Source organism: Gluconobacter sp. R75690 (assembly GCF_015244525.1).
Lineage (GTDB): Bacteria > Pseudomonadota > Alphaproteobacteria > Acetobacterales > Acetobacteraceae > Gluconobacter > Gluconobacter potus.
The window spans coordinates 72,311-86,019 of record NZ_JABCQB010000009.1 but is presented as its reverse complement, the minus strand read 5'-3'; the positions used below and the strand labels follow the sequence as shown (position 1 = coordinate 86,019).

Here is a 13,709-nt window from a genome sequence, read left to right as displayed (position 1 = left end):
GTCCTTTTGACGAAATGATATTTTATACCTCATTCTGGGGCACCACTCTGGAATGAGGTTTGATGTGAAACGATTCCTTACGTCACGACATGCTCTGAAACACGGAGCCAGCCTGTTTGCCCTGGCAGCAGGACTGATGGTCTCTGGCGCGCAGGCTGCCGGGTACAACGCGGGCTGGGGCTTTGACGAAGCCGGGATGAACCGCGCCGTCCAGCCGGGCGACAATTTCTTCGAGTATGCCAACGGCACCTATCTCAGGAACCTCAAGATCCCCGGCGACATGAGCAGCTACGGCCCGTTCCGTATCCTCTATGAGCTGTCCCTGTCGCGTCAGAAGACCATTCTTGACGAAGCCGCAAAGAAGGTTGCTGACCAGCCGACGGACGATATGGGCAAGATCGGCACCTATTACGCCAGCTTCCTGGACCAGAAGGCCGTTGACCGCCTGGGTGGCAAGCCGCTTGCTACCGACCTTGAAACCATCCGGAACGTCAATGACGGCAAGGGTCTGGCCGCGGCATTCGGATCATCGCTCAAATCCATGGCCTTCACGACATTCCAGATCGGCGTGGAGCAGGACCAGAAGGACCCCGAGCATTACATGCTGATGCTCGATCAGGGCATGAGCATCGGCGTTGGCGGCGGTCTCGGCCTGCCGGACACGAGCTATTACACAAACCCCAAGCTGGCGGACAAGAAGAAGGCCTATCAGGCCTATATCGCCAAGATGCTGACGCTTGAGGGCTGGCCGGACGCCGAGAAGAACGCTCAGGCCGTCGTCGATCTTGAAACCGCGCTGGCCAAGGTCGAGGTCCCGCGTGACCAGACCCGCGATCCGCTCAAGACCTACAATCCGATGCCGGTTTCCGAGCTTCAGAAGCTTGCGCCAGACTTCGACTGGGCCACGTTCCTGATCAGTGCCGGTCTGCCGGCCGAAGGGCTGGAAAACCGCAAGATCGACGTGCGTGAGCCGGCCGGGATCAAGGCCATGGCCACGGTGCTGAAGGGGGCGGATATTGGAACGCTGCGTGCCTGGCTCGCATTCCATCTCGGGGACAATGCTGCGGCCTATCTGTCCAGCACGTTCTATGATGCGTCCTTCGAGTTCAACAGCCATACGCTGTCTGGCGTGGCGCAGCAGTCCCCGCGCTGGAAGCGCGCTGTGCGCGTGACGAATGGTGCGCTGGGCTGGGCTCTGGGCCGCGAATATGTCGCGCGTTACTTCCCGCCTTCCGCACAGGCCCAGATCACGGATCTGGTGCAGAAAGTGAAGGCCTCCTTCCACGAGCGCCTCGAACACAACAGCTGGATGGACGAGCCGACCCGCAAGGCTGCCCTGAACAAGCTCGATCATTTCGCCATTCAGGTCGGCTATCCGAAGAAGTGGTGGGATTACAGCAAGCTCGAGATCCGCAAGGGCGACGTCTACGGCAATGCCGTGCGTGGCGTGGCGTTCAACTGGCAGCACGACCTGGACAAGCTCGACAAGCCCGTTGACCGTGACGAATGGGGCATGACGCCGCAGACGGTGAACGCCTACAACGATCCGACGATGAACGAGATCGTGTTCCCGGCCGCGATCCTTCAGCCGCCGTTCTTCGATCCGAAGGGTGATGTCGCCGTCAATTACGGTGCCATTGGTGGCGTGATCGGTCACGAAATGAGCCATGGTTTCGACGACCAGGGCCGTCATTACGACGAGCATGGCCGTCTGAGCGACTGGTGGACCAAGGCCTCCACGGATGCCTTCCAGAAGCTGGCCGACCGTCTGGGCGCGCAGTACGACGCACAGGAAGTCCTGCCGGGTGCGCATGTGAACGGCAAGATGACCATGGGCGAAAACATCGCGGATTCCGGCGGGCTGAACCTCGGTCTGCAGGCCTATCATGACTCGCTGCACGGCAAGCCCGCGCCGGTCGTGCACGGTCTGACCGGCGACCAGCGCGTGTTCCTCGGCTGGGCCCAGGTCTGGCGTGAAAAGGATCGTCCGGATGCGCTGCGTCAGCAGATGCTGTCGAACGAGCACGCCCCGGCCATCACGCGCGTGAACATCCCGGCTCACAATATCGATGCCTGGTATGATGCGTTCGACGTGAAGCCCGGCCAGAAGCTCTATCTGGCACCGGATCAGCGCGTAAAGATCTGGTAAGGTCGTGACAAATCGGAACGTGGGGCCTAATCACGGTCTCACGTTTTACTTTTTCTACCTGACGGACCCATTCTCATGACGCAAATGACGATCGGCCATCTGTACACCTCGTTGCATGCGGGCTGTGCCAGCGCGGTCGCGCGCGTTCTTGAGGCTTACGAGGTCGAGGTCGAATATGTCGATCTGGACCCCGATGATATCGAGGACGCTCTCGAAGGGGCGGAAGTCGATCTTCTCGTCTCCGCATGGTTCCCGCGGGACGAAAAATTTGCCGGTCCGGGTCGTCGGGTTCTGGGCGATCTGTACCAGCCTGTCGTCAGTTTTGCGGCCCTGTCGCCGCTGGGTGCCGTCGGGACGCTGACATCCGCGGATGTAGACCGCATCATCGTCAGCGATGACAGCCGTCAGGCGCTGGAAGAAGCCCTCAAGCAGCTTCCGGCCCTGTCGGTACTGCCGATTGAAAGCATCGGGGAAGGGGCGCTGATCGAGCGTCTGGAAAAGGCCCGCGATGCCGGAGAGAAGCCGTTGGTCGTGGCGACACAGCCTCATGCGGTCTTCCATACGGATCTGCTGACCGTGATCGAAGATCCGGCCCATCTGCTGGGCGGCGAAATGTCGGCCCGGATGATCATGCGTGAAGACGTGGCCCGTCAGGCGGACAGCGATCTGCTCGACGAGCTTTCGGAAATGATGCTCGGCAACAGGGTCATGAGCGCCCTGGACTATGTCATTTCCGTTGAAGGGCAGGACCCGGAAGGGGCTGCCGAAGCCTGGCAGCGCGGCCGTCTCATCGGTCGCTGATAAAAAGGGGGCGCGGGAAACCGGCCCCCTTTTTTATAATCTCAGCGGAAAACGAGACCACCGTCGATCAGGACGGACTGACCCGTCATGTAATCGGCGTCGCTGCTGGACAGATAGGCAACGAAGCCCGCCACATCGTCCGCCGTCTCCACGCGGCCAAGAGCAATTCCTTCAACGTATTTCTTGTAGGTCGCGCCGATTTCCGTACCGGTGATTTCGGCCATGCGCTTGTCGATCGTGACCCACATGTCCGTGCCCACGATGCCCGGGCAATAGGAATTGACCGTGATGCCCGAGGAGGCAAGTTCCTTGGCTGCCGACTGTGTCAGGGCGCGAACGGCAAACTTGGTTGCGGAATAGGCGCCCAGAAGGGGATAGCCTTCATGCCCGGCGATCGAACAGGCATTGATGATCTTGCCCTTGGTGCCCTTCTCCTTGAAGAGGGCGGCAGCCGCCTGCATGCCCCAGAGCACGCCCTGAACGTTGATGCTGAAGATCTTCTCGATTTCCGCAGGCTCGATGTCCAGGATCGGCTTGACCTGACAGATCCCGGCATTGTTGACCATGATGTCCAGGCCGCCGAGCGTCTTCGCAGCATCGGCCAGTGTGCTGCGGAACTGGTCGCGGTTGCTGATATCGGCCGTCAGGGCCACAGCGCGCCGGCCGAGGGCTTCAACTTCCTTTGCGGTTTCGGCAAGCGTTTCCTGCTTGACGTCGAGCAGGATGACATCCGCGCCATCCTTGGCCAGACGAAGTGCAATGGCCTTGCCGATACCCTGGGCTGCACCCGTGACTGCGGCGATTTTTCCAGAAAGGGACATTGAAAAAAGATCCTTCGATTGTCCGTCATCGGCAGCTGACTGGCATGACGGCGGGAACCATCGACCCTTTGCTTTCCGTATTCCACAAAAAATCGCCTGTTCGGCAGGCCTGACACAGGATTGTGTCAAAGGGGACGGGGCCTGTCCTGGGTAAGGATAATTTTCATAAACCTGCTCTGGTCATCTGTTTCCGCGCCTGCGAGGATGCGTTAAATAAACGTTACGAAGAAGCCTCGGCAGGACTTGATGAACCACCCGGACAGCATTAGCGCCGTTTTTGAGACCTTTGGTGGCATCAGCGACGAGGAATGGCTTCAGGTCCTGGTGTCGTCCGTCCATATCCCCGAAATCCAGGGTGTGACGATGCCCTCATTTCCGCCGGATGACCTTCAGCGGGAAATTCATGGGCATCACGGGGAAATTTCCATCCATGAGGCGCATGTCTTCTTCCGGGAAATCAAGGCGTACTGCGCCTATGCCGGGCGACCAGTCCGCCCCGAGACGACGCTGCTGGATTTTGGCTGTGGCTGGGGACGCATCGCACGGCTGTTCATGAAGGATATCCGGCCGGGCAATCTGTACGGCGCGGAAACCACGGACCGTTTTCTTATGGCGGCGCGACGGGCTAATCCCGCGCTCAACTTCCTGGGGAGCAGTCTGGTGCCGCCGATGCTCCTGACGTCCGAAAGCTTTGACCTGATCACGTCATGGTCCGTGTTTTCGCATCTGGATGAATTTCTGGCCGGGCACTGGGTGCGAGAGTTCCATCGTCTGCTCAAGCCGGGCGGCATGCTGGTCATGACGACGCAGAGCCGCAGGTTCATCGCCTTCTGCGCCGAGCAGAGGCTCAAGCGCGCGTCGGGCATCAGGCTTGAACACCCCTGGCATGAAGTCTGCGCGGACAGTTTCATCGACGAGGCCCGCGCCAATGCGGAATTCGAGGCCGGACGCTTCCTGCATGCGGCGTCCTCGAAACCACCGCAGCCCCAGTCGCATTATGGCGAGGCGATCATTCCGCGCAATTACATTATCAAGGCCTGGGGCGGTCTGTTCCGCCTGGTTGAATACATGGACAACCCCGTGCGGTTGCCACAGGTCCTGATCGTGATGCAGAAGATCGGATAGTCATCATTTGTCATGAAGCGACGGGACGTGAGGAGAGAGGTTTGAGAAAAGCCAGTATCGGTGTGGCCCTGTTCACAGCTCTTGTGCTCATGTCTTTCTCCGCTGCACCTGCCCAGACAACGGAGACTGTGACTGTTACAGGGCAGCATGCGATGCGCGTCGGCAGCTACAAGGGCATCCACTGGGTCTATGACCGGTTCGACCGTCTGCCCGAACGTGCGCGGAAGGACCTGTCGTTACATTTTCTGGGCGATATCCTGCCGGATCATGCCGTCCCGTCCGAAGCGCATGTCGTGCTCCATGCCAAAGGCGGCGATATTCCGCTTTTTGTAGGGCAGGACCGGGACATGCATTTTCCCCGTTCCGATGCGCTTCTGGCCGAAAATCCGCCCGTTCTGCTGACCCTGCCGCCCGATCGGAAAGTCCAGCTTGAACTGGCGATCGAGGTGGCTCCTCTGCCCACGCCCTCTTTCACGAAAGAGCAGGCCGGGGTCTGGATGGGGGAGATCAACGCCGCCATCCGGGACTTCTTTGGCGTGATCCTCGCCTTTCTGGCCCCGGACGCCCATCGCCTGAAGGTCGATGTTGCTCCGGGGGCGCGTTTTGAAGCGGTGGAGAACGGGACGGCGCGGCTTCTGGTCGATAATCAGGGATCCGTGCCCTACACCTTCATTCTTCGGCCGCAGGACTATCAGGACGGGACGGTATTCCGCTCCGACCGGCCGTTTTCCATGATCCGCGTGAAGGTGCCGACCAACGAGTTCTTCACGCTCAAACGGAAAAAATGACGCGGGATTTGACAGATGGCCCGCAAGGACGCATCACCCGAAACCTTAATTTCACTGCCAGCAGGGGGATCCATGTCGGTTCACGCGTTCGTCTTTCCGGGACAGGGGAGCCAGTCCGTCGGGATGGGTCAGGCCCTGAATGAGGCTTTTGCATCCTCCCGCGCCGTTTTTCAGGAAGTGGACGAGGCGCTCGGCGATCATCTGTCGCGCCTCATGTTCTCCGGCGATGCGGATGAACTGACGCGGACCGAGAACGCCCAGCCGGCGTTGTTCGCGGTCTCGCTGGCCGCCGTGCGTGCGCTGGAAAGTGAAGGTGGCTTCAAACTGGCGGACAAGGCGGCTCTGGTGGCCGGTCATTCGCTGGGTGAGTATTCCGCGCTTGCCGCCGCTGGTACGCTGGGAATTGCCGAAGGCGCGCGCCTGCTGCGTCTGCGTGGACAGGCCATGCAGCGTGCGGTTCCGGCGGGGGAGGGCGGTATGGCTGCTCTTCTGGGCGTGGATGCGTCGCAGGCTCGTGCGATCTGTGACGAGGCCGCCCAAGGCGAAACGCTTGAAATCGCCAATGATAATGGCGGTGGCCAGATCGTGGTCTCCGGTGTCATGAGCGCCATTGACCGCGCTATTGTCGTCGCCAAGGAGCATGGCATCAAGCGCGCCGTGAAGCTTCCGGTCTCCGCACCGTTCCATTCGTCGCTGATGGCTCCGGCTGCGCGGGAAATGGAAGAGGCACTGGCGACCGCAACCCTCAATCCTCCGTCCGTTCCCGTCATCGCCAACGTCACGGCTGCCAAGGTGACTGACCCTGCCGTGATCCGCGATCTGCTGGTCAAGCAGGTGACGGGCACGGTACGCTGGCGCGAGAGCGTGCAGACGATGGTGGCCATGGGCGTGACGAACATGCACGAGCTTGGCGCAGGCAAGGTCCTGTGCGGTCTGGCCCGTCGTATTGCTCCGGAACTGGCGACCAGCAATGCCGGGACGCCCGCTGAAATCGAAGCCCTGCTCAAGACCCTGTAAGGACAACCGATCATGTTCTCTCTTTCCGGCAAGACTGCTCTCGTCACGGGTGCATCCGGCGGCATTGGCGCTGCGATTGCCCGTCAGCTTCATGCACAGGGTGCGACGGTCGTGCTCAGCGGCACGCGCGAAGCCGCTCTTCAGGAACTGGCTGACAGCCTGGGCGAGCGCGCCCATATCGCCGCCGCCAACCTGTCCGACCCGGCCGAAGCTGATGGCCTCGTTGCCAAGGCCGAAGCCGTTGCGGGCGCGCCGCTGGACATTCTGGTCAACAATGCCGGCCTGACGCGCGATACGCTCGCCATCCGCATGAAGGACAGCGACTGGTCGCAGGTCATGAGTGTGGATCTGGAAAGCCCGTTCCGTCTGGCACGTGCTGCGCTCAAGGGCATGCTGCGCCGTCGTGCGGGGCGCATCATTTCCATCGCCTCCGTGGTGGGGACGACGGGCAACGCCGGTCAGGCCAACTATGCCGCCGCCAAGGCCGGTATCGTGGGCATGAGCAAGTCGCTCGCGCAGGAAGCCGGTCCGCGAGGCGTGACGGTCAACGTCGTCGCCCCCGGTTTCATCGAAACGCCGATGACGGATGTGCTGCCGGAAACCGTGCGCGAGAAGCTGGTTAGCTCCATTCCGCTCGGCCGGATGGGGAATACTGGTGACGTGGCGTCCGCAGTAGTATATCTGGCTTCCGATGAGGCGGCATGGGTCACGGGTACGACCCTGCACGTCAATGGTGGCATGGCGATGGTCTGAATGCTTGGCCTTTTTGGTTAAAGCATGCTAATCGCGCGCTGCTTTGCCCGGCCTGCTGAAGGCTGATGTCCGGTTCTTCCGGCGGCAACGCCTCCCCTGCGAAGGGGGCGGTCCTGCGCTGGAGGAACCTCCGGGCTTCCGGACTGGCAGATGGCAGTACGAGTTTTGATGTAACGCACCGGACGGGCAAAAGGGTCCCGGATGGGCAGAAGGAACGAACAGATGAGCGATATTGCTGACAAGGTAAAGAAGATCGTTGTCGAGCACCTCGGTGTGGACGAAAGCAAGGTAACGCCGGACGCGTCGTTCATCGACGACCTGGGCGCTGACAGCCTCGACACGGTCGAGCTGGTCATGGCTTTCGAAGAAGCCTTCTCCGTCGAGATCCCGGAAGATGCAGCCGAGAAGATCGCAACCGTCAAGGATGCCATCGACTACATCGAGAAGCAGAAGGCAGCCTGAGGCTGACTGGAGCCGGTTTTCCGGCTCCGGATTCCCGTCTCGTCATACGAGGCGGAAGACCAGCCGGGCCTTTTCCTGAGGCCTGGCTGCAAGACCCGGACATAACGTGAGACAAGAGGCATCGATGAGCGGGACTGCAACTAACGGGCGGCGTGTCGTCGTAACCGGTATCGGTGTTGTCAGCCCACTGGCTGTGGGCGCGGAACTGACATGGAAGCGGCTGATCGAAGGACAGTCCGGCATTGGCCGGATCACGCATTTCGATCCCTCCGAACTTCCTGCCCAGGTCGCCGGACAGGTTCCGGACGGCCCGACGGCGGAAGGCGGTCTCACGTTGTCCGACTGGGTGCCGGTCAAGGACCAGAAGAAGATGGACCGCTTCATCCATCTGGGCCTTGCCGCAGCCATCCAGGCTGTCGAGGATTCAGGCTGGAAGCCTGAGGACGAGGACGGTCGCTGCGCTACGGGCGTGATGATCGGCTCGGGTATCGGCGGTCTCCAGACGATTTATGACGGCTCCCTGACGGTTTCGAGCGGCAAGGCCCGCCGTCTGTCGCCGTTCTTCATTCCCTCGGCCCTGATCAATCTGATTTCCGGTCACCTTTCGATCCGCTACGGGTTCAAGGGACCGAACCATGCTGTCGTGACGGCCTGCGCGACCGGCGTTCATGCCATCGGTGATGCCTCGCGCCTCATCCAGTATGGCGATGCCGACGTGATGGTGGCTGGCGGTGCGGAAGCCGCGATCTGCTCGCTCGGTATTGCCGGCTTCTGCTCGGCCCGTGCGCTTTCCACCGGCTCCAACGATGATCCGACGAAAGCTTCGCGCCCGTGGGACAAGGACCGTGACGGCTTCATCATGGGTGAGGGCGCGGGTGTGGTCGTTCTTGAGGAACTCGAGCATGCCAAGCGTCGCGGTGCGAAGATCTATGGTGAGATCGGCGGCTACGGCATGTCCGGTGATGCGTATCACATCACGGCTCCTGCCGAAGGCCATGACGGCGCTTTCCGTGCCATGAAGGCTGCGCTGCGCAACAGCGGTGGCCTGACCACGGCCGATATCGACTACGTCAATGCTCACGGCACCTCCACCATGGCGGATGACCTTGAGCTTGATGCCGTCGAGCGCTTCTTTGGTGATGACGCCAAGCGTCTGGCCATGTCTTCCACGAAGTCGGCCATTGGCCATCTTCTGGGTGCGGCCGGTGCGGTCGAGGCCATCTTCTGCCTTCAGGCCATCCGTGACGGCATCGTGCCACCCACGCTGAACCTGGACAATCCTGCGCGTGAAAGCGTCATCGACCGCGTGGCGCATGTGGCCCAGCAGCGCAAGATCGACGTTGCCCTGTCCAACAGCTTCGGCTTTGGCGGCACGAATGCGAGCATCATCCTCAAGCGCTTCAAGGACTGAGGAAGGGTTCGTTTTCAATGTCTGAAGGTCAGCCGGACGGCGAGGAACCGCGGAAGCTTGTTCTTCCGCCAAAGGCTGGCCGCAAGCTGGCGCTCTTCGGGGCGCCACTGCTTCTCGTCGCAGGACTGGCCGCAGGTTACGGCCACTACACCGATCCCGGACCGCTGCAGGACGAAAAGACTTTCGTCATTCCGCATGGCAACAATGCCCGTGTGACAAAGGCGCTCCAGGACGACGGGATCCTTTCCCCGACCTGGGCATCTGGCACGTTTTTCCGGATTGCCGCGTTCCTGACGCATCGCGATGGCCAGATCCATGCGGCGGAACTCCAGTTTCCGGCCCGGGTTTCGGTCGCGCATACCCTTGAAATCCTGCGTCACGGCAAGCCAGTTTCCCATCAGATTACGGTGCCCGAGGGGCTGACGGCCCTCAGGATTACGGCCATTCTGAACAAGGCTCCGGCGCTGAGCGGCGAGCTGCCCACGCTTGCCGAGGGCAGCGTCTTCCCGCAGACAATCTCTTACGTCTGGGGGACGTCGCGGCAGACTCTGGCCGAGAAACTGCAAAAAATGATGGCGGCCAAGCTCGCCGCAGCCTGGGACGGCCGCAATGTCGAGGCGCTGGACGGGCTGATCCAGTCTCCACAGGAACTGCTGGTTCTCGCATCGCTGATCGAGCGTGAGACGGCCGTGCCGTCCGAGCGGCCAATGGTGGCACGCGTGTTCCTGAACCGCCTGAAACTGGGTATGCGGCTTCAGACGGATCCGAGCGTGATCTACGGGCTCAGCAATGGCGCAGGAACGCTGGACGCGCCGCTGACCCATGAGGATCTGCAGACCCCGGGGACTTACAACACCTATCTTCAGGCGGGACTGCCGCCCGGCCCCATCTGTTCGCCGGGACCGACCTCACTGGACGCCGCAGCGCATCCGGCTGACGGGAAGATGCTGTATTTTGTGGCGACGGGGACGGGCGGGCATAATTTTGCCGAGACGCTCGCCGATCAGGATAAAAACATCCGCGCCTATCGCGCGCATCTGTCGGCGACACCCCAGAACCAGAACTGAACTCCCGTCCTCCGGAGAGGACGGCAGGGTTGCCTCAATGCTTCAGCGGGGCGAGGGTCTGGCTCTGCACGCTGGACGCCTGTGCGGAATACGGGCGCGTTGAATCGTAAGTTGTCGGATACGGGTTGTTGCCGACGACGTCCTGCGTGGCGGTCGTGCGCGCGGCGGTGGCCGCCTGTGACACGCGGGATGTGGCTGCGCTGCTGACGGGCAGCTTCGCCACGGACATCAGGGCGCGGCGCAGCGGATCGGCAGACGGGTTGTTGACACGCATCGTCACAATGATGTCCTCGGGGCCGACGGTCTGGTTGTAATAGGCCCGGTTGGCACCACTATCGACGGTCAGCTTGGAACCACCCAGCGCAGCTCCGGCATACAGGCCCTCGTTCTTCTGGGCGGCGTAGATGTCGGTGTTGTGTGCGCCAGCCGTGCTGTCCTCCAGACCCGAGCCGATGCTGGCGAAGGAAGCGGACGCAGAGGCATCAAACTTGAACTGGCTGTCCAGAATGGCCTGGATGCCGCGCTGGGACATGATGAAGAGGATCGTTTCCGTGCTCTGCACGCCAAGCTGAAGCCCCATCGAGGCCGTGCCCAGACGGTAGAATGCCGGGTCGGACCATGATCCGCGGGCGTCGCGGCTCAGAAGCACGCAGCGACCACCCGAGCCGCCGATCCCGAAGGACATGTTCAGCACGGACGGGCAAACCATGACCGCCTTGGCTTCTGCCAGAAGCTTCTGGGAGCGGGACTGCGCTGTTGTTCCCGTGAAGAGATCCTGAACCGCCAGCGTGGCACGATCGACAATGATCTGCTGCTGGCTGGCCGTGGTCTGGGGAGCATCGGAACAGGCTGACAGGGCGGCGCAGCCCGAAGCGACGAGCATGGTCTTACGCAGGAGACCGGACAGGGTCATGGAGGATACCTTCTGCAGTCATCGTAGGAATATTTCCCCGCACTATGCGCCAAATGCGGCCAAATCACGAGTGCGGGGCGGAAGGGATGTCAAATTTCCACCTCAACGGCGGCTGACAGGGCCTTCGCAATGCCGGGCGCGGCGGCAAGAATGGTTGCCCCGCCCGTCAGGCCGCCTGTCTGAAGAAAAGGCGACACTGCGGCCCCGGCTTCCGAAAGGATGACCAGTGCGGCTGCCACATCCCAGAGCTGGATGACGATTTCCAGATATCCGTCGGAGCGCCCGCAGGCCACATCAGCCAGGGCCAGCGCGCCCGATCCGCCGGAGCGCGGCATTGCGCCGAGCGCCATGATGGCGGCGATCTTCTGGTTGAAGGTTTCAGTTGCCACGCGCGCGGACCAGCCCATTTCGATCATGGCTTCCTGCGTGTTCGTGATGGGGGACGCCTTGATCGGCTTGCCGTTCAGGAACGCGCCCTTGCCCTTCTGGGCCGTGAAGACTTCGCCAAGCGCCGGAGCATCGATCACGCCAGCTACGGGTTCGTCTCCGTCCAGCAAACCGAGCGACACGCACCAGCGGTCACGGCCCCGCGCATAATTGGAGGTGCCGTCGATCGGGTCCACGACCCAGCGGAAGCCGCCCTGACGCGTTGCACCATTTTCTTCGCCCTGAAAACCATCCTCGGGGAAAAGCTCCTGGATGCGGCGGCTGACAAAGGCTTCGACGGCGCCATCCGTCTCGGTCAGATAGTCCTGCCGCCCCTTGAGCGTCCCAGTCGGCCCACCGGGAGCGGGACGCAGGGAGAGGGCCAGCCGGGCGGCGTCCCGCACGACGGAGCGGGCGGCTTCGAGGCGGACGGCAATCGGATCGAAGGTCATGGAACTGTCCTAGTCTGTGCGCCGTGCAGCGCGGAGGGATGCCGTAATGGCGGGGTCTTCAAGGCTCATGAGACGGCTTGCGGACGTTGTCGCAAACAGATGCAGCAGCGTGCGCCGCCGTGCGGGAGCCAGCTTGTGGAGAGCGGGCTCCCGAATGATCGTGCATTCTGCCAGAATACTGTCGCGCAGGGCAGCAGGGACGGCGCTGACGCTGACGACGATCAGGCCCACATCCGGCGGAATCAGATCCAGCGGAAAGCCGTCATCCACCGCAAAAAACAGCCGGTCGGACCAGTCCCGGTATTCGGGCCATTTCTGATCGGTCTGGAAATCGCGCAGGCCGGATTTGATCTCGATGCAGGTCAGGGAATGATCGGGCAGGAGCGCCATGATGTCCGCGCGGCGTCCCGCGGCGGGAAGGGCGAATTCATTGATGGCGGCCCAGTTCATTGTCCGGCACAATCCGAGGACGGCGCGCCGGATGGCCAGTTGCGTTTCCGGCAGGCCACAGGATGTTGCAGCGGGATTTTCGGCAAGAACCGTACTCATGGTTCCATCCTGCCCCGATCTGCGCTCTACGTCTGCCCCGGCAGGCTTTTTTTGAAGCTGTATTTTTACGGGAGAGTGCCTCATGCCATTTTTGCGAACGGATCACTGGCGATGCGCCATCGTTCACGCGCCTCTGGCTGAGGTGGTCGAAGCGGCCAGTCTGAACGGCTTTCCCATCACGACTCTGCCTGATATCGGGGATCATCGTTTTTTGGCTGATCCGTTCGGATTCTGGCGGGACGGAAAGCTGCATGTTTTTGCGGAGGCTTTCGATTATCGCAGCCCCTCCGGAACGATTGAAGTCCTGATCTATGATGGAACAGGCCGCCTACTGTCGCGCGAAACCGTTCTGCAGGAGCCCTGGCATCTGTCCTACCCGTTCGTGTTCGCGCATGAGGGCGAGGTCTATATGCTGCCCGAGGCCAGCGCTTCGGGCCGTCTTTCGCTCTATCGGGCAAAATCGTTTCCGCGTGAGTGGGAGCGGGTCGAGGCGTTCGATTTCCCCGAAGCCGCGATCGATGCCACGCCATTTCAGTATGCCGGTCGCTGGTGGATGTTCTGGACGCCTGCAGGGAGCAAGGACGAACGGCAGAGCCTTCTGAACATTTCCGTGGCGGACACCCTGATGGGGCCATGGAAAAACCTCGGGCTTTTCCTGAACGATCGGGCAGGGGCACGTCCCGGGGGCACGCCGGTTCTTGTGGATGGAAAGATCTTCCTGCCTACACAGGATTGTCGCGGAACCTATGGCCGCGGGATCCGGCTGCTGGAAATCGAAGGGCTGGAACGGGGGCTGCCGAAAGTCTCGCCCGGCCTGTCCATTTCCATCCCGGCGTCTTTGCGGAAGCGGTATCCGGACGGGATGCACACCCTGTCCGCAGCCGGGCAGGTAACGCTGATTGACGTCAAGAAAATCGGGATTGGCCCCAGACGGGACCTGCTCAATCTGAAGCGCCGGATCTTCCGCGCCTGAGA

General features: G+C 61.6%; 14 protein-coding genes. 10 read left to right on the top strand and 4 right to left on the bottom strand.

Annotation, left to right across the window (positions count from 1 at the left end; all coding sequences use genetic code 11):
- Positions 1-52: 52 nt before the first annotated feature.
- Positions 53-2,149, top strand: a complete 2,097-nt coding sequence (locus HKD27_RS11535) for a M13 family metallopeptidase (RefSeq protein WP_194689613.1) — start codon at positions 53-55, stop codon at positions 2,147-2,149.
- 75 nt (positions 2,150-2,224) lie between these two features.
- A complete protein-coding gene (locus HKD27_RS11530) occupies positions 2,225-2,950 on the top strand; it encodes a glycine betaine ABC transporter substrate-binding protein (RefSeq protein ID WP_062496762.1) in 726 nt (241 codons plus the stop codon).
- A gap of 41 nt (positions 2,951-2,991) precedes the next feature.
- Here the strand turns inward: HKD27_RS11530 and HKD27_RS11525 are convergent, their stop codons facing one another.
- Complete coding sequence (locus tag HKD27_RS11525) at positions 2,992-3,771, bottom strand: acetoin reductase (protein ID WP_194689614.1); 780 nt, start codon at positions 3,769-3,771, stop codon at positions 2,992-2,994.
- 246 nt (positions 3,772-4,017) lie between these two features.
- On the opposite strand from HKD27_RS11525, the gene HKD27_RS11520 reads away from it, so the two are divergent.
- The 7 genes from HKD27_RS11520 to mltG all read left to right on the top strand — a co-directional run bounded on the left by HKD27_RS11520 (position 4,018) and on the right by mltG (position 10,394).
- Complete coding sequence (locus HKD27_RS11520) at positions 4,018-4,896, top strand: bifunctional 2-polyprenyl-6-hydroxyphenol methylase/3-demethylubiquinol 3-O-methyltransferase UbiG (RefSeq protein WP_062496760.1); 879 nt, start codon at positions 4,018-4,020, stop codon at positions 4,894-4,896.
- 41 nt (positions 4,897-4,937) lie between these two features.
- Positions 4,938-5,684: a hypothetical protein gene (locus tag HKD27_RS11515; RefSeq protein ID WP_194689615.1), complete on the top strand. Its 747-nt coding sequence runs from the start codon at positions 4,938-4,940 to the stop codon at positions 5,682-5,684.
- Between the two features lie 72 nt (positions 5,685-5,756).
- A complete protein-coding gene (fabD, locus tag HKD27_RS11510; protein ID WP_194689616.1) occupies positions 5,757-6,701 on the top strand; it encodes an ACP S-malonyltransferase in 945 nt (314 codons plus the stop codon).
- Positions 6,702-6,713: 12 nt separating this feature from the next.
- Entirely contained in the window at positions 6,714-7,454 is a 741-nt protein-coding gene (gene fabG / locus HKD27_RS11505) for a 3-oxoacyl-[acyl-carrier-protein] reductase (protein WP_194689617.1), read from the top strand.
- Between the two features lie 222 nt (positions 7,455-7,676).
- Positions 7,677-7,916, top strand: coding sequence for an acyl carrier protein (locus HKD27_RS11500; RefSeq protein WP_011253554.1), 240 nt, complete (start codon positions 7,677-7,679; stop codon positions 7,914-7,916).
- A 124-nt stretch (positions 7,917-8,040) separates the two neighbouring features.
- Entirely contained in the window at positions 8,041-9,327 is a 1,287-nt protein-coding gene (gene fabF, locus HKD27_RS11495; RefSeq protein WP_194689618.1) for a beta-ketoacyl-ACP synthase II, read from the top strand.
- A 17-nt stretch (positions 9,328-9,344) separates the two neighbouring features.
- Positions 9,345-10,394, top strand: coding sequence for an endolytic transglycosylase MltG (gene mltG, locus HKD27_RS11490; protein ID WP_194689619.1), 1,050 nt, complete (start codon positions 9,345-9,347; stop codon positions 10,392-10,394).
- Between the two features lie 34 nt (positions 10,395-10,428).
- Here the strand turns inward: mltG and HKD27_RS11485 are convergent, their stop codons facing one another.
- The 3 genes from HKD27_RS11485 to HKD27_RS11475 form a co-directional block, all read right to left on the bottom strand.
- Positions 10,429-11,307 carry a lipid-binding SYLF domain-containing protein gene (locus HKD27_RS11485; protein WP_062496750.1) on the bottom strand — a complete coding sequence of 293 codons (879 nt, stop codon included), beginning with the start codon at positions 11,305-11,307 and terminating at the stop codon, positions 10,429-10,431.
- Between the two features lie 89 nt (positions 11,308-11,396).
- A complete protein-coding gene (locus HKD27_RS11480) occupies positions 11,397-12,185 on the bottom strand; it encodes an inositol monophosphatase family protein (RefSeq protein WP_194689620.1) in 789 nt (262 codons plus the stop codon).
- Between the two features lie 9 nt (positions 12,186-12,194).
- A complete protein-coding gene (locus tag HKD27_RS11475; RefSeq protein ID WP_194689621.1) occupies positions 12,195-12,734 on the bottom strand; it encodes an MmcB family DNA repair protein in 540 nt (179 codons plus the stop codon).
- Positions 12,735-12,816: 82 nt separating this feature from the next.
- Between HKD27_RS11475 and HKD27_RS11470 the strand changes: the two genes are divergently transcribed.
- Positions 12,817-13,707 carry a hypothetical protein gene (locus HKD27_RS11470; RefSeq protein WP_194689622.1) on the top strand — a complete coding sequence of 297 codons (891 nt, stop codon included), beginning with the start codon at positions 12,817-12,819 and terminating at the stop codon, positions 13,705-13,707.
- Positions 13,708-13,709 lie beyond the last annotated feature (2 nt).